The organism is Actinoplanes sp. NPDC049668 (genome assembly GCF_044465445.1).
In the GTDB taxonomy this organism is placed as follows: Bacteria; Actinomycetota; Actinomycetes; order Mycobacteriales; family Micromonosporaceae; genus Actinoplanes.
In genome coordinates, this window is the sequence record NZ_JBITLR010000010.1 from 46,259 (window position 1) to 65,561 (window position 19,303).

General features: G+C 71.0%; 20 protein-coding genes. 10 read left to right on the forward strand and 10 right to left on the reverse strand.

Annotated features, from left to right (window positions below):
- The first annotated feature begins 30 nt into the window (after window positions 1-30).
- Window positions 31-633, forward strand: coding sequence for a hypothetical protein (locus ACIBSW_RS36135; protein ID WP_354722344.1), 603 nt, complete (start codon window positions 31-33; stop codon window positions 631-633).
- 26 nt (window positions 634-659) lie between these two features.
- Window positions 660-1,616, forward strand: coding sequence for a prephenate dehydratase (pheA, locus tag ACIBSW_RS36140; RefSeq protein WP_354722343.1), 957 nt, complete (start codon window positions 660-662; stop codon window positions 1,614-1,616).
- Between the two features lie 54 nt (window positions 1,617-1,670).
- Here pheA and ACIBSW_RS36145 read toward each other — a convergent pair whose 3' ends face one another.
- The 3 genes from ACIBSW_RS36145 to ACIBSW_RS36155 form a co-directional block, all read right to left on the reverse strand.
- Entirely contained in the window at window positions 1,671-2,402 is a 732-nt protein-coding gene (locus ACIBSW_RS36145) for an AIM24 family protein (RefSeq protein ID WP_354722342.1), read from the reverse strand.
- Between the two features lie 66 nt (window positions 2,403-2,468).
- Window positions 2,469-2,831, reverse strand: a complete 363-nt coding sequence (locus ACIBSW_RS36150; protein WP_354722341.1) for a metallopeptidase family protein — start codon at window positions 2,829-2,831, stop codon at window positions 2,469-2,471.
- A gap of 44 nt (window positions 2,832-2,875) precedes the next feature.
- Window positions 2,876-3,304 carry an OsmC family protein gene (locus ACIBSW_RS36155; protein ID WP_354722340.1) on the reverse strand — a complete coding sequence of 143 codons (429 nt, stop codon included), beginning with the start codon at window positions 3,302-3,304 and terminating at the stop codon, window positions 2,876-2,878.
- 65 nt (window positions 3,305-3,369) lie between these two features.
- Between ACIBSW_RS36155 and ACIBSW_RS36160 the strand changes: the two genes are divergently transcribed.
- From ACIBSW_RS36160 to ACIBSW_RS36175, 4 genes are all read left to right on the forward strand, one after another.
- Window positions 3,370-4,110 carry a hypothetical protein gene (locus ACIBSW_RS36160; protein WP_354722339.1) on the forward strand — a complete coding sequence of 247 codons (741 nt, stop codon included), beginning with the start codon at window positions 3,370-3,372 and terminating at the stop codon, window positions 4,108-4,110.
- Between the two features lie 48 nt (window positions 4,111-4,158).
- The gene (serS, locus tag ACIBSW_RS36165) at window positions 4,159-5,421 is read left to right on the forward strand and encodes a serine--tRNA ligase (protein ID WP_354722338.1); all 1,263 of its coding nucleotides are present in this window, start codon (window positions 4,159-4,161) and stop codon (window positions 5,419-5,421) included.
- A 109-nt stretch (window positions 5,422-5,530) separates the two neighbouring features.
- Complete coding sequence (locus ACIBSW_RS36170; RefSeq protein WP_354722337.1) at window positions 5,531-6,343, forward strand: Cof-type HAD-IIB family hydrolase; 813 nt, start codon at window positions 5,531-5,533, stop codon at window positions 6,341-6,343.
- Window positions 6,343-7,149: an HAD family hydrolase gene (locus tag ACIBSW_RS36175; protein WP_354722336.1), complete on the forward strand. Its 807-nt coding sequence runs from the start codon at window positions 6,343-6,345 to the stop codon at window positions 7,147-7,149. The genes ACIBSW_RS36170 and ACIBSW_RS36175 overlap by 1 nt, the downstream gene beginning before the upstream one ends.
- Here ACIBSW_RS36175 and ACIBSW_RS36180 read toward each other — a convergent pair.
- Complete coding sequence (locus ACIBSW_RS36180) at window positions 7,144-7,716, reverse strand: bacterial proteasome activator family protein (protein WP_354722335.1); 573 nt, start codon at window positions 7,714-7,716, stop codon at window positions 7,144-7,146. The genes ACIBSW_RS36175 and ACIBSW_RS36180 overlap by 6 nt on opposite strands.
- Window positions 7,717-7,751: 35 nt before the next feature.
- Window positions 7,752-8,579 (reverse strand): dimethylargininase, encoded by an 828-nt coding sequence (ddaH, locus tag ACIBSW_RS36185; protein WP_354722334.1) that lies wholly within the window; start codon window positions 8,577-8,579, stop codon window positions 7,752-7,754.
- 67 nt (window positions 8,580-8,646) lie between these two features.
- On the opposite strand from ddaH, the gene ACIBSW_RS36190 reads away from it, so the two are divergent.
- Window positions 8,647-9,105: an Lrp/AsnC family transcriptional regulator gene (locus tag ACIBSW_RS36190; protein WP_184998365.1), complete on the forward strand. Its 459-nt coding sequence runs from the start codon at window positions 8,647-8,649 to the stop codon at window positions 9,103-9,105.
- A gap of 37 nt (window positions 9,106-9,142) precedes the next feature.
- The gene (locus ACIBSW_RS36195) at window positions 9,143-11,029 is read left to right on the forward strand and encodes a beta-propeller domain-containing protein (RefSeq protein WP_354722333.1); all 1,887 of its coding nucleotides are present in this window, start codon (window positions 9,143-9,145) and stop codon (window positions 11,027-11,029) included.
- Window positions 11,030-11,035: 6 nt separating this feature from the next.
- On the opposite strand, the gene ACIBSW_RS36200 is transcribed toward ACIBSW_RS36195, so the two are convergent.
- Genes ACIBSW_RS36200 through ACIBSW_RS36210 form a run of 3 tightly spaced genes read right to left on the reverse strand, consistent with a single transcriptional unit; the run spans window position 11,036 to window position 12,974 of the window.
- Window positions 11,036-12,124 (reverse strand): T3SS (YopN, CesT) and YbjN peptide-binding chaperone 1, encoded by a 1,089-nt coding sequence (locus ACIBSW_RS36200; RefSeq protein ID WP_354722332.1) that lies wholly within the window; start codon window positions 12,122-12,124, stop codon window positions 11,036-11,038.
- A gap of 59 nt (window positions 12,125-12,183) precedes the next feature.
- Window positions 12,184-12,426: a DUF6457 domain-containing protein gene (locus ACIBSW_RS36205; protein ID WP_354722331.1), complete on the reverse strand. Its 243-nt coding sequence runs from the start codon at window positions 12,424-12,426 to the stop codon at window positions 12,184-12,186.
- Window positions 12,423-12,974 carry an NTP transferase domain-containing protein gene (locus ACIBSW_RS36210; protein ID WP_239087763.1) on the reverse strand — a complete coding sequence of 184 codons (552 nt, stop codon included), beginning with the start codon at window positions 12,972-12,974 and terminating at the stop codon, window positions 12,423-12,425. Before ACIBSW_RS36210 ends, ACIBSW_RS36205 begins: the two co-directional genes overlap by 4 nt.
- 858 nt (window positions 12,975-13,832) lie before the next feature.
- Between ACIBSW_RS36210 and fdhD the strand changes: the two genes are divergently transcribed.
- Window positions 13,833-14,660, forward strand: a complete 828-nt coding sequence (gene fdhD, locus ACIBSW_RS36215) for a formate dehydrogenase accessory sulfurtransferase FdhD (RefSeq protein WP_354722329.1) — start codon at window positions 13,833-13,835, stop codon at window positions 14,658-14,660.
- 105 nt (window positions 14,661-14,765) lie between these two features.
- Complete coding sequence (locus tag ACIBSW_RS36220) at window positions 14,766-16,415, forward strand: alkaline phosphatase D family protein (RefSeq protein ID WP_354722328.1); 1,650 nt, start codon at window positions 14,766-14,768, stop codon at window positions 16,413-16,415.
- Window positions 16,416-16,464: 49 nt separating this feature from the next.
- Here ACIBSW_RS36220 and ACIBSW_RS36225 read toward each other — a convergent pair whose 3' ends face one another.
- Window positions 16,465-18,663, reverse strand: a complete 2,199-nt coding sequence (locus tag ACIBSW_RS36225; RefSeq protein WP_354722327.1) for a DUF4192 family protein — start codon at window positions 18,661-18,663, stop codon at window positions 16,465-16,467.
- 97 nt (window positions 18,664-18,760) lie between these two features.
- A complete protein-coding gene (locus ACIBSW_RS36230) occupies window positions 18,761-19,264 on the reverse strand; it encodes a GNAT family N-acetyltransferase (protein WP_354722326.1) in 504 nt (167 codons plus the stop codon).
- Window positions 19,265-19,303 lie beyond the last annotated feature (39 nt).

Here is a 19,303-nt window from a genome sequence, read left to right on the forward strand (position 1 = left end):
TCAATGCCCGGACGCCATTACCATGTTCGCGTGTTCCGCAATGTCCCGCTCGTGCCGGTCGCCGGGGTCCTCGCCGCGCTGACGCTTCTCGCCGCGTGCGGCAAGCCGCCGGAGCCCCCGCTCAGCGCGCCCCCCGATGCGCCCGGCAACGCATCGGCGGAGGCCTCCGCGCTCCCGCCGTCCGGCGTCGTGCCGGGGCTGCCGACCGGGCTGCCCACCGTGCTGCCCACCGCCGGGGTGCCCACCTATCCGACCGCGGGCGTGCCGACCTATCCGACGGCCACCACGCTGCCGACGATCACCACCACGCCGACGACGGTGCGGCCGACGCCCGCCCCGAGGTGCGTGAACGGGCCGACCAGCCAGCAGGTGCTCACGGCGGTAAAGGGCCGCCCGGGGGTGCCGGCGACCGAGCTGAAGGTCATCGACGGGCCGTTCTGCGCGAAGACGTGGCAGTTCACGATCGTGCAGATCGCGACGGCCGACGCGAACACCCCGGCCGAGCCCCTGCTGGTCGTCACCAAGGGCAGTCCCGCGAAGATCAAGGTCATCGAGGCCGGCACCGACGTGTGCAGCGTCAAGGTCCGCACCGAGGCGCCGACGGGTATCCGCGTGTGGGCCTGCGGGGCCTGAGCCGACCGGGCCTTAAGGTGGACGGCATGCCGGGAACCCCGCCCACCCGTTTCGTTTACCTCGGCCCGGAGGGCACCTTCACCGAACAGGCGCTGCGGACGATTCCCGCCGCCGAGCACGGCATCCGTACCCCCGCCCGCAGCGTGCCCGAGGCGCTCGACGCGGTGCGCTGCGGCGACGCCGACGCGGCGCTGGTGCCCCTGGAGAACTCCGTCGGCGGTGCCGTGCCGGTCACCCTCGACGAGATCGGCACCGGCGACCCACTGGTGATCACCCGCGAGGTCGTGCTGCCGGTGGAGTTCGTGCTCGCCGCGCCGCGGCCGCTGCCGCTCGCCCAGATCCGCTCGGTTGCGGCGCATCCGCAGGCATCCGCGCAGTGCCGCAACTGGCTGCTGGCGAACCTGCCCGACGCCGTCGTGGTCGACGTGCTGTCGAACGCGGCCGCGGCGATCAGCGCGGCGACGGGCGCCCACGACGCGGCGATCTGCGCGCCGATCGGGGTGCCGCGAAACGAGCTGACGGTGCTGGCGGACAAGATCGCCGACCACTCGGACGCGGTTACCCGCTTCGCGCTGCTGTCCCGCCCCGCGCCGCCGGGGCCACCGACCGGCGACGACGTGACGTCGCTGGCGGTGATGATCGACCACGACCGGGTCGGCGCGCTGCTGTCGGTGCTCACGGAGCTGGCGGTCCGCGGCATCAACCTGTCCCGCATCGAGTCGCGGCCGACCGGCGAGCAGCTCGGCGTCTACATCTTCTTCCTCGACTGCACCGGCCACGTCGCGGAGCCGAGGCTGGGCGAGGCGCTGCAGGGGCTGCGGCGGATCTGTGCCGACGTGCGTTTCCTCGGGTCCTATCCGCGGCATCGCTGGTCGAAGGCCGCGGCCGAGGAGCCCCTGCCGTCGCAGCCGGGACTCACCGACGCGGACTTCGCCGACAGCTCCGCCTGGCTGTCCCGCCTTCGTTCCGGCCGGCCCAGCTGACCCGCCCGGCAAGGTGCGGTGGTCCGCTCCTTGCCGGGCCACGCTTGCGCTCGATCAGCCCAGCAGGTTGCCGAGGATGCCGCCCTGCTGCTGCTGACCCTGCGCGGCGCCCATGATGCCGCCCGGGGGCTCCTCGGACGGCTGCACGACCACGAAGCCCTGGCCGGCGAAGCTCATCGTGAAGCGCTCGCCGGTGCTGCGGCCGAGCAGGGTGCCCAGGCCCATCTGCTCGGCCCGGTGGTAACCGGTCTGCAGGCTGGCCGACCAGCAGATCGCCGCCTGCGGGTCCACATAGGTCGGCTGGTCGACGCTGAGCACGACCGGGGTGCCCTTGGTCGTCACCGCGATCCGGCCGTAGCCGGAGAAGACGCAGTTGAACAGGCCCGCGTTGGACATCATGCCGACGCCCTGGACCATCTTGATGTCGTAGTTCAGGGTCGAGTCGAAGGCCAGCACGTTCGCGCCGTTGATCGACAGGGCGTCGCCCGGCTCGAGGTCGATGATGTGGATGTCGGCGGCGTTCTCGGCGAGGAAGACGTCACCGCGGCCGCTGACCTTCATCAGGGGCACGCCTTCGCCGGTCAGCTTCTGCTTCAGGAACTTGCCGAGGCCGCCCGAGCCGAGCGCCTCGAACTGGACCTGGCCCTGGTAGGCGACCATCGACCCGACCCGGGCCATGAATTCGCCGTTGAGCTCGGCCTTGAGAAGTTTGGAATTCTGCAGCCTGAGCCCGGGCTGGTTCGACTCCTTCTCGAGGTTTTCGGCCGAGAACAGTTCGCTGCGCATCAAGGTCCTCCTGTAAAGCGTGGAACACCAGGGTAGGCGCAGGCGGCAACGGCCCAGGTCGGCCTTTCAGCCCCATCCCAGCTCGTGCAGTCGCTGGTCGTCGATGCCGAAATGGTGTGCGATCTCATGCACGACGGTGATCGCCACCTCGTCGATGACGTCCGTCTCCGTGTCGCAGACCTGCAGCGTCGGCAGGCGGTAGATGGTGATGCGATCCGGCAGCACGCCGGCGTAGTCCCAGCCGCGTTCGGTCAGCGCCGTGCCCTCGTAGAGGCCGAGCAGATCCATGCCCCCGTCGGGCGGCAGGTCCTCCACGAGGATGACCACATTGTTCATGACCTTGAGAAGTTCGGGCGGCACCTCGTCCAGCGCCTCGCCGACCAGGTCCTCGAAGCGTTCACGGCTCATCTCGACCGGCACGCCGCCCATTGTGCTCCACCCGCGAGCGTGCGCGGGCGGAGCACGGTCGGGCGTCAGGCGAGCCGGGCGCTCAGGCTGATCTCGGCGCCGGGCGACAGCAGGCGAGAGATCGGGCAGTTCTCCTTGGCACCCTCGGCGATCTTCTGGAAGGTGCCCTCGTCGATGCCGGGCACGTTGCCGACGGTCTCGAGGTCGATGCGGGTGACGCCGAAGCCGGCGTCGCCCTTGTCCAGGTGGACCTTGGCGGTGGTCTCGACGGAGGTCGGCGTGAAGCCGGCATCGGCGAGGCCCTTGGAGAACGCCATCGAGAAGCAGCCGGCGTGCGCGGCGCCGATCAGCTCCTCCGGGTTCGTCCCCTCGCCCTCCTCGAAGCGCGACTTGAAGGAATAGTTCCCTTCGTACCCGCCCTTACCGGTCTTGATCGTTCCGGAGCCTTCGGTGAGATTGCCCGACCAGCGGGCGGAAGCAGTGCGAATAGGCATGTCCTGACGCTAGTCCATGACTCGGGGCGCTGGCCGGGGGACGGGCCGGGGGCGATGATGGATCTATGCCGGAAACGCCAGCCGAGGCCGTGGTCCAGTTCGGCCCCGACGACGACGCCGCGCCGGAGCGGACCCGCTTCCGTCCCGGCGCGCACCTGGCCGGGCTCGCGGCCGACCGCCGCGTCGTACCGCTCGCCGCGGTGCTCGGCGGGGTCGCGCTGTTCGGCTCGCTGGTGTCCGAGTGGCAGGTCACCAACGTCGACGCGGCCTTCTGGGGCGACGGCGAGGTGAGCGCCCGGCCGCTGGAGACCACCGTCGCCGACCTGGACGGCTGGGCCGGCGGATACCTGACCGGGCTGCTCCTGCTGGTGCCCGCGGTGGTCCTCACGTTGTTCGGGCCGGCCGCCGGCCGCCGGTACACCCGGCTCACCGCGCTGAGCATCGGCGGCGTCCTGCTGGGGATGCTGGCCGCGGTGAGTTCGCACCTGGGCGACACGAGCCGCATCCTCGGCCAGATCGGCGCGACCAATCTCGGCGAGGACCAGGTCACGATCTCGCATGGCCGGGGCATCTGGTGCGCCGCCGTCGGGGTGGCCCTGACGCTGCTGTCCATGTACCTGGCGGGCCGGGACTCCGGTGCCGGGCCGCAGTCGCCGGAGGAGGCGCCGGAGCCGCCGCCGGTCTGGTCCTGGCGCCGGCCGGCGCCCGACGCGGAGGACGGGCCGCCCGACGCGCCGATCGGCCTCACCGTGACCCCCGCCAAGCCGTTCACCCCGACCCAGGACAATCGGGACAAGCCCAGCTGATGCATATCGGGGTGAAAGCGGGACATCGTCGCCGGTAGGCTCGACGTCGTGATTGACCTGCGGCTGCTTCGCGAGAACCCAGACCTCTTCCGTGCCAGCCAAGAGCTGCGCGGCGAGTCCGCCTCGGCGGTGGACGACCTGCTGCGCGCCGACGAGGAGCGCCGGGCCGCCACGCAGCGGTTCGAGGCGGTACGCGCCGAGCAGAAGTCCCTGGGCACCGCGGTGTCGAAGGCCAAGGGCGACGAGCGCGCGGAGCTGCTGGCCCGTACCAAGGAGCTCGCGGCCTCGGTGAAGACGGCCCAGGCCGCGGCGACGGAGGCCGACCAGGCCCTGCGACAGGCCCACCTCGCCGTGCCCAACCTGGTGCAGGACGGCGTGCCGCCGGGCGGCGAGGACGACTTCGTCGTGCTGCGCGAGGTCGGCGACCTCCCCAAGATCGATAACCCGAGGGACCACCTCGAGATCGGCGAGACGCTCGGCGCGATCGACACCGAGCGCGGCGCCAAGGTGTCGGGCTCGCGCTTCTACTTCCTCACCGGCGTCGGCGCGCTACTCCAGCTCGGCATGCTCCAGCTGGCGATCGCACAGGCGGTCGAGCACGGCTTCACCCCGGCGATCACCCCCGCGCTGGTCAAGCCGGAGGCGATGGAGGGCACCGGCTTCCTCGGTGCGCACGCGAGCGAGATCTACCGGCTCGAGGCCGACGACCTCTACCTGGTCGGCACGTCGGAGGTGGCGCTCGCGGCGTACCACTCGAACGAGATCCTGGATCTCGCCGCCGGTCCCGAGCGCTTCGCCGGCTGGTCGTCGTGCTTCCGCCGGGAGGCCGGCTCGTACGGCAAGGACGTCCGCGGCATCCTGCGCGTGCACCAGTTCGACAAGGTCGAGATGTTCTCGTTCTGCCGGCCCGAGGAGGCCGCCGACGAGCACCGGCGCCTGCTCGCCATGGAGGAGGAGATGCTCGCCAAGGTCGAGATCCCGTACCGGGTGATCGACGTGGCGGCCGGCGACCTCGGGTCGAGCGCGACCCGCAAGTTCGACTGCGAGGCGTGGGTGCCGTCGCAGGGCCGCTACCGCGAGGTCACCTCGACGTCGAACTGCACCACGTTCCAGGCACGGCGGCTCAACATCCGCTACCGCGACTCCGACGGCAAGGCGCAGACGGCGGCGACGCTCAACGGCACGCTCGCCACCACCCGCTGGCTGATCCCGATCCTGGAGAACCACCAGCAGCCGGACGGCTCGGTGCGGGTACCCAAGGCCCTGCAGCCGTACCTCGGCGGGCGGGACGTGCTCGAACCCGTTCGCTAACGAGTGAGACACCGGCCCGTTACCAAAAGTCATAGCCGCTGGTAGCCGGGCCGGTGTAACGTTTTCCTTCCGCCCTCCGCGGGGGCCGTCATCCCCCTCGGAGGTATTGATGGCCAGGCCCGGTCTCCCCAAGCTCATCGCGACCGACCTCGACGGCACCCTGGTACGCAGCGACGACACGGTGTCCGCCTACACGCACGAAGTCCTGGAGCGGGTCCGGGCCGCCGGCATCCGGCTCGTCGCCGCCACCGGCCGCGGCCCCCGGCTGACCCGGCTGACCCGCGAAGACATCCGCAACGCCGACTTTCTCGTGCTGGCACAGGGCGGCTGGGTCATCGACCAGGGCGAGGGCCAGATCCTGCGCAGCGAGCGGCTGCCCGGTCCGGACCTCGCCGCCGTGCTGGCCGATTTGGAGGCCGAGATCGGGCCGCTGTCGGTGATGGTCGAGGCGCTGGAGCACGACGACTCGCCGCTCTGGGGCGACTACGACCCGACCTGGCGCTACCCGGTCGTCGTCGAGCGGCGCCCGCGCGCGGGGTGCGTGGCCGGCGACGTGATCAAGGCCTTCGCCCGCTCGTTCGACCGGCACGTCGACGACCTGCTCGCCACCGCACAGCGGATCGTGCCGCCGCACGTGGCATCGGTCACTCAGGCCGGTCTGAACTATGTGGAGATCTGCCCGCCGGGCGTCGACAAGGGCACCGGCCTGGCGGTCGTCGCGCAGGCCGTCGGCGTCGACCCCGCGGACGTGCTGGTCTTCGGCGACATGCCCAATGACCTGCCGATGTTCGCCTGGGCCGGGTGGAGCCGGGTGGCCGTGCGGAACGCCCATCCGACCGTGCTGGCGGTCGCCGACGAGGTCACGCTGTCCAACGACGAGGACGGGGTGGCCGTCTATCTCGACCGGCTACTGTCGAGGTGATGCCACCTTTTCGTCTCGTCGCCTCCGACATCGACGGCACCCTGATCCGGTCCGACGGCAAGCTCAGTCCCCGTACCACCGAGATTCTCGACCGGCTCTACTCCCGCGGGATCCCGACGGTCCTGGTGACCGGCCGCCCGGTGCGCTGGCTGCGTCAGCTCTACGACCAGATGGTCGAGCCGCTGCCGGCGGTCTGCGCCAACGGCGCCGTGGTCTACGACCCCGACACCGACGAGATCCTGCGCGCGGCGCCGCTCTCCGTCGAGCTGCTGCTCGATGTGACCCGGCACCTGCGCGAGGCCGTGCCGGACATCACGCTCGCCGTCGAGGTCGAGAACGGCCGGAGCTTCCGCTACGAGGAGAAGTGGCCGCTGCACTGGGACGGTGAGCACAAGACGGTCCGGGTGGTCGCCTCGAGCGAGGAGCTGATCTCGGTGCCGGCGGTGAAGCTGCTGGCCCGCTCCGCCAGCTACGGGCCGGACGAGTTCGCCGCGCTGGTGAGCAGCACGCTGGGCGGCATCGCCGAGGCGACGCACTCGTCCTCGTCGGCCCTGGTGGAGATCTCCGCGGCCGGTGTCACCAAGGCCGCCGGGCTCGCCTGGCTCTGCGAGCGCGAGGGTTTCACCCCGGAGGAGGTGGTGGCCTTCGGCGACATGCCGAACGACCTGCCCCTGCTCGCCTGGGCAGGCCGGTCCGTGGCGATGGGCAACGCCCACCCCGCCGTCCGGGAGGTCGCCGACGAGGTGACGCTCACGAACGACGAGGACGGCGTGGCCGTTTACCTCGAGAAACTCTTCGACCTATAGGTACTGGCCGGTGCGGCCGGAGTGGTCGCCGCCCTGCGCGGGCATGCCGGGGATGACGCCGTTCGGGCTCATCGGCAGCGCCGGGCGGCCGGCGTTGGCGCCACGCATCTGCTCGAGCTGGAGCCGGGCCGCCATCTGCTGCGCGACCAGCGCCGCCTGGATCCCGTGGAACAGGCCCTCCAGCCAGCCCACGAGCTGGGCCTGCGCGATCCGCAGCTCGGACTCGCTCGGCGGGGCCTCGCCCTCGAACGGCAGCGAGAGCCGCTCGAGCTCCTCCTGCAGCTCCGGCGCCAGGCCGTCCTCGAGCTCCTTGATCGAGCGCTGGTGAATCTCCCGCAGCCGCCCCCGGCTGGCCTCGTCGAGCGGCGCCGCCCGGACCTCCTCGAGCAGCTGCTTGATCATGCTGCCGATCCGCATGACCTTTGCGGGCTGCTCGATCAGGTTGCCGGGCTCCTCGGGGTTGAGGGTGCCGTCGGACTCCACCGTGCCCAGGGGGCGGCCGTCGGGGCCTACCACCATGACGGAACCGTCTTCCTGCGTGTCTGGGTTGCGGGTGTCGTCGGTCATGCGATCCATCTTCCCGCACGGCGCCCAGGCAACCGTCAAGGGCGTAGTTCCGCCACCGCGCACTTCACCGAACCGCCGCCGCGCTTGAGCTCGCTCAGCTCGACGTGCACGGGGCTGTAGCCGGCGGCGCGGACCTTTTCGGCCATCGCGGTCGACTCGGTGTTGAGGATGACGTGGCGTCCGTCACTGACCAGGTTGAGGGCGAACGCCTCGGCGTCCGCACGGTCGGCGATCACCGCGTCCGGGAAGAGCTGGCGCAGGACGCGCTGCGACGCCGCCGAGAACGCCTCCGGGTAGTACGTGATGTGCTTGTCGTCGAGGGCGGCCAGCGCGGTGTCGAGGTGGTAGAACGCCGGGTCGACCAGCCGGAGCGAGATCACCGGGCGGCCGAGGATCTCCTGCGCCTCAGCGTGCGCCGCGGGATCGGTACGGAATCCGTGCCCGGCCAGGATCAGGCCGCCGTACGCGCCCGGCAGGTACGCGAAGTCGCCCTCACCCTCGTTGACGTGCACACCTTCGGCGAAACTCCACGGGCCGCCGGCGTAGAACAGCTGGTGTGCGGCCGCCTCGGCGGCGCGCTGCGGGTGCTTGAAGCGGGCGCCGTACACCGTGCCGTCGACGGAGAAGGCGCCGTTGGCCGCGTACACCATGTCGGGCAGGCCGGGGCGCGCGTCCAGGACGTGGACCGTGTGGCCGAGGTCCGTCAGGGTGTCGCGGAGCAGCTGCCATTGCTTGAGCGCGAGAGCCGGATCAACCGGGACGGTGGTGTCCATCCAAGGGTTGATCGCGTATTCAACCGTGAAGTGCTCAGGCGGACACATCAGATATGTCCTGATACGCGGCAAGCGCTCCGTGTAGCTCATGAGGTAAAGGGTAGGTAGGCTGGAACGGCCGAAACAGCTCGAAGTCTTGCTCGTCGGAGGCGAATCGTTGCAGATAGACGCCGTTGACCAGCGAATCATTGCGTTGCTCATCGCGGACGCCCGGACCTCCTACGCCGAAATCGGCGCCAAGGTCTCCCTTAGCGCGCCCGCGGTGAAGAGGCGCGTCGATCGCCTGCGCTCCAGCGGGGTGATCAAGGGATTCACGACCGTCATCGAGCCCGCCGCGGTGGGCTGGACGACCGAGGCGTTCGTCGAGCTCTTCTGCACCGGCCGGACCACCCCCGCGCAGATCACCGTCGCCACCCGGCGCCATCCCGAGGTCGTGGGCGCCTACACGGTGTCCGGGCAGGCGGACGCGCTGGTACACCTGCGCGCCGCCGACATCGGGCACCTGGAGCAGGCGCTGGAGCGGCTGCGCGCCGAGCCGTTCGTGACCTCCACCCGCAGCATGGTGGTGCTCTCCCGGCTGGTCGAGGTGCCGACGCCGGTGCCCGCCCCGAATTAGCAAGGAACCGTCGACGACCTCCGGGCGTCCCACCCCCATGTCGCGCCGCCCGATCCTCTGCGCCGTTCTGGCCCTCACGCTCCCGCTCGCCGCCTGCACCTCGGACCCCGGCCCGAGGCCGGCGCCGCCCGCCGTCCCGCACACCACCGGCGGCAACCCCGTCGCGATGCGGCTCGTCGCGTTCGACTCGTGCGAGCAACTCATCACCGACCTGCGCAAGGCCGCGAAGGCCAACGTCGGGCCGTACGGCTTCGGCGGCGGAATGTACATGGCGGAGGCACTCCAGGGCGGCGCCCGGACCGCGGCCGACTCGGCGGCCAAGGGTGCGGAGGCGGCCGGCGCGCCGCAGCAGTACTCCGGCACCAACGTGCACGAGCAGGGCGCCGACGAGCCCGACCTGGTCAAGACCGACGGGCGGCGGATCGTCACCATCAGCCAGGGCTACCTGCGCGTGGTCGACGCCGCCAGCCGCCGGGAGACCGGCCGCCTCGACCTGGACCTGCAGGGCCAGCCCCAGCTGCTGCTCTCCGGCGACCGGGCCCTCGTGCTGGTGCCGGCGGGATACCTGCACCGGCGCCTCGTCGACAAGCGGACGGCGGTGCTGGAGGGGCCGCAGGTGCTGCTCGTCGACCTGACCGGGGCGCCGAAGATCGTCAGCCGGTACCGGGCCGAGGGCAACCTGGTCGACGCCCGGATGACCGGCAGCACCGCGCGGATCGTGTTCCGCACCACGCCGCGGATCAAGTTCCCCGAATCGCCGAAGATCTTTGACGAGAAGAAGCGCGTCGCCGCCAACCAGCGCGCGATCGACGCCGCACCCGGCACCGCCTGGCTGCCCGGCTGGGAGGTCACCGACGGCACGCAGACCACCAAGGGCAACGTCGACTGCGGCCGGGTCAGCCGGCCGACGGACTACTCCGGCGGCTCCCTGGTCAGCATCGTGACCTTCGACCTGGCCCGGCCCGCCCTCGGCAGCGGAGACCCCGTCACGATCGTCGCCGACGGCGACACGATCTACGGCACCCCGGACAGCCTCTACCTGGCCAGCGACCAGCGCTGGCGGCTCGAACGCTTCTTCGGCCGCGCGGCCACGCCCGTACGCGAGGAGACGGACCTCTACAAGTTCGCGATCCAGGGCAACCAGCCGCCCGTATACCGCGCCGCCGGCACCGTGCCCGGCTTCCTGATCAACCAGTACGCGCTGTCCGAGTGGGACGGGCACCTGCGCGCCGCCACCACGAACTCCAAGACCGAGCGGTCGGCCGTCCGGGTGCTGGCCGAGCGGGACGGCAAGCTCGTGCAGACGGGGATCGTCGACGGGCTCGGCAAGGGCGAGCGGATCTACTCCGTCCGCTTCATCGGCGCCCGCGGCTACGTCGTCACGTTCAAGCAGACCGACCCGCTCTACAGCCTCGACCTGAGCGACCCGGCCAAGCCGGCGGTCACCGGCGAACTGAAGATCACCGGCTACTCGGCGCACCTGCAGCCGGTCGGCGAGAACCGCCTGATCGGCATCGGCCAGGAGGCCGACGCCAACGGGCGTACGCAGGGCACCCAGATCTCGCTCTTCGACGTCTCGGACCCGGCACGGCCGAAGCGGCTCGCGCGCTACCACCTCCCGCAGGCCTACTCCGACGCCGAGTACGACCCGCACGCACTGCTCTGGTGGCCTAACACGAATCTGCTGGTCGTGCCGGTGAACACCTGGAGCGGGATCAGCCCGGGCAGCGAGGCGCTGGCGCTGCGGGTGACCGACGGCATCGAACTCACCGACCGGGTCACCCAGCCGCAGAACGCCGCCTACCCGCCGATGATCCAGCGCTCGCTGGTCGTCGGAGACGTGCTCTGGACGCTGTCGGAATCGGGCATGCAGGCGTCGAACCTGTCCACCATGGACCGGCTGAGCTGGCTGCCCAGCAACTGACGCGCCCTACAGGTACATGCCCGTACGGTGGTCGTCGTCGTCCTTGGTTCCCTTCGCAGGCACCGGCTTGTCGCCCTCGCCGAAGAAACGCTTGCCGCCGAACTCGCCGTGCAGCCGGTCGTCGAGTTCGTCGGCGAGCCCGGTCATCACCTGCACGGCGAGCATGAGGTGGGTGGCCTGGAAGTTGCGGCCGAAGACCGGGATCGACGCCCAGACGGTGTCCTGCGCGCAGTACAGCCGGCCGATCGGCATCCTGTTCGTCAGCTCCGACAGCTTCATGTAGAGCTGCTCGGTCGGCTCGACCTCGGTCAGGATCGGCGAGAAGACGTCGACCAGCGGCGGGTTGTCGCGTACCCGAACGAAGACCATGGCGGAACCGGCCCGGATGCCGATATCGCCGTCGTTGTCGACCTGAAGCTGGTCGACAGTGGTCTTCGACATGGTCGCGACCACCGTGCGCACCCGCTCCTCGAGCGGGATGACCTCGTCGGCGGCGTTGGCGAGCGCCTCGGAGAGCACGCCGTCCTCGTCGAGGTCGTCGAGGCTCAGCTCGGCGGTGATGCTCGGCTCGTGCCGGGCCGTGCCGAGCGGCGCGGTCTCGATCGGCTCGTCCGCGCCGTCATGCACCAGGTAGACCAGGAACGCGGGGTGCGGCGCGCCGTACACGTCACGCAGGGTGCGGGAGACGATCGCACCGACCTGCTTCGCCGCGGCCGTGGTCGAGCGGAGGCCGAACGAGTCGCCCGAGTCCGGCAGCACGCCCGGCGGCGACCAGCCCAGCGCGACCAGGTCCGCGACCGAGGAGCGGTTCATCCGGAAGCCCTCGGGCAGCCCCGCGTTGCCGACCGCGAGCGCCTCGACGACGCCGTCGGCCACGACCCGCAAACTCACCGAATACACGGCCGTTCCGGTGCCCGACGCCGTCGGGTCGAGCGTGATGTCGACGTGCGCGCCCTCCGGCAGCGTCGGCAGCAGCACGCCCAGCGCCCCGGCGAACTCCCGCCAGGCCTCGGTCACCTTCGCCCGCAGGTCGGCAGTGGTCGGGTCGTCCAGCAGGACGCCCTCAGACTGGTCAGCCGTGTTCTCCGCCATCATGATCGTTACCTCCGCCCCGTCACCCTATCGAGCGAGCGGCCGGCCCAGAGGGCCGCGTCTCATTCCTGACCGTCGACGGCCCAACCGCCCGCCAGCGCGGTCAGCCGCGCGGCCACATCAGCCGGGTCCGCGCCGCGCCCCACCGCGATCCCCATCAGGTACGCCGTCACGGGCGCACCCGGACGCAGAACGTTGTGCGCGACATCGCGGGCAACGTCGAGCACCTCCGCCGTGTCGACGTCCGCCGGCACGAGGTCCAGCTCCGCACAGGCCGCACGGACCCAGGCATCAAGCACGTTCACCGGGCCCATTCCTCCGCGGTCCGCAGGTCGTCGTCGGTGTCACAGTCGAACCACGGCGGCGGTCCCGGGCGTCGCCACGACACCTCGATGAACCGCAGATGCTCCATGAGATTCTGCATCGATGCGCCGTGCAGGCCGCCGCGCTCCTCGGCCACCTGGTCGAGGGCCTCGCGCAGCGCCGCCGTACGCCAGACACCGCAGAGCGACTGACGACGCCCCTCCGCGTCCCGGTAGACCGCGCCCTGCATCGGCGCCGACTCGACCGTGAGCCGAAGCACGTCGATGGCCTCGCCCGTGAGCAACGGCAGATCGGCCGCGAGCAGCGCGGTAAAACTGACATCGCTGGGAACGAGCTTGAGGCCGGCGGCCGTGGCCGCAACGGGGCCGCCGCCGGGCGGCTGCTCACTGGTGGAGGAGACCGGAACGGGCAGGTCGGGAGGCACCCGGCCGACCACTACCTGCGGGTCGGCGTCGTGCACCGCGGCCAGGACACGCGTCAGCATCGACTGTCCGGCAACCGGGATGGTGGGCTTGTCAGCCCCACCCATCCGACGCGCCGCACCGCCGGCCAACACCACCGCCGCGAATCCCCCCACGTACGTACCGTATCCCGTTGGCCGCACGAGCGTGACTGTGCGGACGCCTTTGCGCTCCCAACCGACCTCCACGACCCTGCCGACTCGTCGATCCCCTCGGCTCACATCCCCGCCGATTCCCGCCCGCCGGCTCCTCGATCCCGTGGCTCTACGGCCCCCACCGCTCCCGGCCCCGCCGACTCCTCGGCCCTCGACTCCACGACCCCGCGGCCTCCACGACCCGCAACTTCGCGACCCTCTGGCTCCCCGGCCCTCGCGGATCCATGACCCCGCAGCCTCCGCCAGTCTTACGACCCACGAGCCCTCGATCCCCTTGGCTCATGAAGTCGCCAGCTTCATGACCACCACCAGCTTCACGAACCCACCAGATCCCCAACCCGCTTGGCGCCACTGCCCAACCAAGCTCCCCGACCCTGGCTCCATGACCTCGCCGGCGTCACGACCACTAGCCTCACGGCGCCGCCAGCTTCACGACCCGCCGGGTTCACGACCCCGCCAGCTCCGCGGCCCCGCCAGGTTCACGCCCCAACCAGCTCCGCAGCCCAACCAGCTCCGCGGCCCAACCACCTCCGCAGCCCAACCACCTCCGCGGCCCAACCAGCTTCACGACCCCGCCAGCTCCGCGGCCCCGCCGATTCCGTGGCTCATCCGGCTCGCGACTTACGCCGGGCCCGCGACCCGCTGGCTCTGCGACCCGCGGGCGTCGCGGCCGGCCGCGTCTCGGGGTGGGCTTCGCCTACCGGGCGACTCCTGTTCGTGTCGCTTCGCGCGTCGGGCGGTCCGGGTGCCGGGCGGCATACGCTCGTCGTCATGGCGCGCTCGACTAACCGGAGACCGGTGTTGAAGATCAACCTGGCTACCGGCGCCGAGCCGCGGCGGCGGCCCGACGATCTGGCCGCCGAGGAGCCGCTGGAGATCCGGCTCCGGCAGGCGGCGCTCGCTGTGACCATGCGCACCCCGGGCCAGGACATCGACCTCGCCATGGGATTTCTGCTGACCGAGGGCATCATCCGTACGGCCGCGGACGTCGTCACGGCCCAGCTGTGCGCGGGCACGGACACGCCGAACACGTACAACGTGGTCGATGTGGTGCTGGGCGCGGACGTGCCACCGCCCGCCGTCGACCCGAGCCGGAACTTCTACACGACCAGTTCGTGCGGCGTGTGCGGGAAGGCGAGCATCGACGCCGTGCGTACCCGCTCGCAGTTCGACATCGCCGCGGACACCTGCACGGTGCCCGCACAGGTCCTCGCGGAACTGCCCGGCCGGCTCCGGGCCGCTCAGCGCACCTTCGACCGTACGGGCGGGCTGCACGCGGCCGGGCTGTTCACCGCCGAGGGTGAGCTGCTGGCGCTGCGCGAGGACGTCGGACGGCACAACGCGGTCGACAAGGTGATCGGCTGGGCGCTGCGCGAGGGACGGCTTCCGCTGACCGGACACGTGCTGCTCGTCTCCGGGCGGGCCAGCTTCGAACTGACGCAGAAGGCCTGGATGGCCGGCATCCCGCTGCTCGCCGCGGTGTCCGCGCCGAGCACCCTGGCGGCGGAGCTGGCCGACGAGGCGGGGATGACGCTCATCGGGTTCCTGCGAGGACCGTCGATGAACGTCTATGCCGGAACACAGCGCGTCATTGTCTGAGTTCATCCGGTCTTCGGCGCGCGTCAATCGTTGCCACGTGGCCGAGACATTCACGTTCATGAGGCTTTCCTGACCTCCGATCACCGCAAGTGCTGGGAGCCTCGCATGACAGTCTCACGACGTACCCTCCTGCTCGGCGGCGCCGCGGCCGGCGCGGTGGCCACCTGGCCTTCGGTGGCCATGGCGTCCGCTCCGCCGCCCTACCCGGGTTCGCTTCGCAGCGACCCGTTCACGCTCGGAGTCGCGTCGGGCGACCCCGAGCACGATGGATTCGTGCTCTGGACCCGGCTGGCACCGAACCCACTGTCGGAGGACGGCCTCGGCGGAATGCCGTCCCGCGACATACCCGTGCGGTGGGAACTGGCCGCCGACCCCGTATTTCGCCGGGTCGTACGCGCCGGCGGCACCGTGGCCCGGGCCAGCGCCGCGCACACCGTCCACATCGAGCTGCACGGCCTCCCGCCCGAACGCGAATACTTCTACCGATTCAGGGCCGAGCGGTATATATCCCCCACCGGCCGAACCCGCACGGCACCGCCGCCTTGGGCGAGCGGCGGCACCCTGGCGATGTCGTTCGCGTCGTGCTCGCAGTTCGAACACGGCTACTTCACCGCGTACCGGCGGATGGCCGAGGACGAACCGGACCTCATCCTGCACCTGGGCGACTACCAGTACGAGTACGCGCCCGACACGTACAACGCCCCCGGCGGCAATCCACGCGACCACGCCGGCCCGGAGACGGTGACGCTGGCGAACTACCGGCAGCGGCACGCGCAGTACAAGACCGACCCGGACCTGCAGGCGGCGCACGCCGTCGCACCCTGGGCCGTCGTCTTCGACGACCACGAGATCGAGAACAACTGGGCGGACGAGGTACCGGAGCAGCCGGACCCCCTGTTCCTCGCCCGGCGCGCGGCCGCGTTCCAGGCGTACTACGAGAACATGCCACTGCGCCGAACCTCGATTCCACGCGGCATCGACATGCGGTTCTACCGGCGACTGCACTGGGGCCGGCTGGCCACGTTCCACATGCTCGACACCCGCCAGCTCCGCGACGACCAAGCCTGCGGCGACGGCTACAAGGACTGCCCGGCCGCGCTCGACCCGTCGCGCTCGATCACCGGCGCCAAGCAGGAGGCCTGGCTGCTCGACGGCTTCCACCGCTCGTCGGCCCGCTGGGACATCCTGGGCCAGCAGGTCTTCTTCGGCCAGCGCGACAACAACTCGGGACCGCCGACGGTGGTGAGCATGGACGCGTGGGACGGCTACGCGGCCTCCCGCGACCGGATCACCCGCGGCTGGGTGGACGCGGGCGTACGCAATCCGGTGGTGCTGACGGGCGACGTGCACGCGCACTGGGCTGACGAGCTGAAGCTGGACTACGCCGACCCGACGTCGCGAACGGTGGGTACCGAATTGGTGTGCTCATCGATCACCTCCGGCGGGAACGGTGCGGACGTCGTTGGCGGAAGGCACCCGTGGGCCTCCTGGAACCCGCACCTGCGCTTCTACAACAATCAGCGCGGCTACGTCCGCACGACGATCACCAAAGACGCGCTGACCGCGGACTTCCAGGTGTTGCCGTATGTGAGCCAGGCTGGAGCGCCGGTACACACTCGGGCGACGTTCGTGATCGAGGATCGGGTGCCGGGGTTGCAGCAGGTGGCCGACAACCCGACGCCCGGTGGAAGCGTGGAGTTGCGGGTCGGTGACCTGGGGGCGGAGACCGTCCGGCAGGAGACCTCGCGACCTTGAGACCGCCTCCGTGGCTCGGCCTCGGCAGCGCACACAGCCTCGGCAGCGTTCAGCCACGGTGACGGGTGGCCCGGCGGGCGTTTCGCGGCCGGGCCGCCCGCTTTGCGGGCCGGCCCATCGCCACGGCGCCGCCATCGCAATCGGGACGACCCACCCGTTCAACACGAGCCACCCGCTCAGCGCGAGAGGGCTCCTCGGCCCGGGCAAGTTCCTCAGCGCCAGCGAGCTTCTGAGCCCGGACGGGCTCCCCAGCCCCGACCGGCTCCCCAACGCGAGCAGGCTCCCCCGCCCAGACGGACTCCCCAGCCTCGACCGGCTCCTCAACGCGAGCGGACTCCCCAGCCAGGACCGACTCCCCAGCCCGAGCGGACTCCCCAGCCAGGACCGACTCCCCAGCCCGAGCGGACTCCCCAGCCAGGACCGACTCCCCAGCCCGAGCGGACTCCCCAGCCCGAGCGGGCTCCTCAACCCGAGTGAACTGCTCCAGGTTCTCAGTGCGCTCTGGGTGATCTGCGGACTGCACGCGGCCAGCCGACTCTGGGTGGTCAGCTCGTTCCGGGTCGACCGGGGTTTCGCGATAGGGCTCCGCATGCGGGCCCGGGCCGTTGTCGGGGTCATCGCCGGGGTAGAGGGGGACGTCGGGCGCGCCGACAACTGCGGGCCAGCCGTCCAGCACCGCCGGGTGTACCCCGTTGACCAGGGCATCGTGGACCAGCATGGCGAGCGAGTAGTCCTGTTGCTCGTCGAGCGCCCGTTCGACGGCGACGCTTGCCAGCACACCCGATCCGGAACGCCAGGCCACGAAGGCGAGCAGTGAGGCCGGCGCCGGGGTGTATGCGGGCTCCACTCGGCGCACCACGTCCGACCAGAGCGCCAGCTCCCACGCCTCGGTGCGCGTCCTGGTCCAGGCGTAGTCGCGGACCGGCATGTGAATGAGCAGCAGGCCCAGCCACGCGACCTCGTCGTCGGACAGGCGTCCGCCCGCGCGGTAACTGCGCTCGGCCTCGCGGACCGCTTGCCGACCTGCCCGCCGCACCTGCTGAAAGAAGCGCGTCTCGTCCGGCAGGAACGGAACCTCGTCCTTCGCCAGGCCCGGCCCCTGCTCCGATGCATCGCATACCGGGTCTGGCATCGGGACCGCGGGCTCGACTGCCCGAGCCGGATCGGCGTCACTCGGGCCGGCGGCGCCCACAAGGCTCGACACCGACGTCGGCGTGGACTCCAGCCGAACGGTCGCTGCAGGCCCCAACCCTGCAGACGCAGCCCTCGCAGGTGCCGTCCCAGCAGACACGACCTCCGCGGACGCGACCTCCCCAGGTGTCACCTCCGCAGGCATGGCCTCCGCGGACGCGACCCCCGAGGACACCGCCTCCACAGGCACGGCCTCCGCGGACGCGACCCCCGCAAGCACCACCTCCGCAGGCGTGGCCCCCGCGGACACGGCCTCCACAGGCGCGGCCTCCGCGGACATGGCCCCCGCAGGCGCGGCCCCCGCGGACACGGCCCCCGCAAGCACGGCCTCCGCAGGCATGGCTTCCGCGGGCACGGCCCCCGCAGGCGCGGCCTCCACGGACGAAGCCTCGGCGGACATGGCCCCGGCAGACGCGATCCCCGGAGGGGCCGTCCCAGCAGGCACGATCTCCGCAGGTGCCGGCTCCGGCGGCGGCGGGGCGGAGTCTGCGGCGGCGAGGGCGGCCAGGCGTAGGACTGCGCGTGCCGTTGCCGCCTTCATCGCCTCGCGGTCGTCGCCGGTCACCGGTGCCACCTGCGCCGCGAACATCTCGCGGCTCGGCAGGGCCACCGCGCCCGCGAACGTCGCCTCGGCCGCCACCACGCTGTCCGGTGGCTCGCACGGCAGTCCTTGCGGCGGGCAGCAGGTTGGATCCGAGCACAGGAATGACCAGTACCGCCCGTCCTCGACCCGCAGTTCCTCGATGATCACGAGGCCGACCTTGCGGAAGACGTCCGAGATGCGGAGGACTGCGGGCGTCGCGCGCTCCTCGTCGCCGTATCCGATGATCACGACGGCCTGGACCTGCTGCCTGATGACAACGGACGCCAGGTGGAGCACTGCCGCCTTCGCCTCCTCGGCCGGCGCGCCCAGCTCGGGCAGGTCGGCTCGCACCGCGAAGGCGATCTCGGGGCCGCGCATCGCCACGACCGTGAGGCTGTCCGCCGGGTGAAAGCCGATCAAGAACGGCACGGCGGAGATGAGCTCGGCGGGAGAACTGACCTTCAGCTTCGTCATGCCGAGCAGAGTGGCGGAGTCGGCGGGTCCGCCGCGTGCCGAAGATCTGACCTGTGGATAACTCGGTTATCCACAGGGGGCGAGCGCAGAAACGCGCTCAGGAACGAAACTGCAACTCATGCAACTCCAGCCCGTCCTGCTGCCATTCGTGGGCATGCCGGTCCAGGTCCATGGTCAACTCGATCGACGACACCACGTCGTATCCCGCGGCGTGCAGGCTGCGGATCGCATCGACGTTCCGCGACGAAGGCGAGATCGTCAGCGACACCATGCCGCGCTTCTTGGCCTCCGACGCCACGTGCCGAAGCAGCTTGCGGCCGACACCCTTGTGCCGGTGCGAGCCGGTGACCACGACCGGCTCCACCTCGCCGGCCCTGCCCCGCATGATAAGGCCGACCAGCCCGATCACGCCGTCGTCCGCGTGGTCGGCGACCCACAGGCCGCTCAGGTCCAGCCGGGTCAGATACTCCTCGAAGCCGGCACCACCGTCGTCCGCGCCATCGCCGTACATCTGGTTGTGCTGATAGGTCAGCTCCGACCACAGACGGCGACCAGCGCTGTGATCGCTCGGCCGGTACGGACGCACCGCGACAGGTGTCATGCCGACATTTTGACTCCGAATCGGGCACGCCGTAACCCG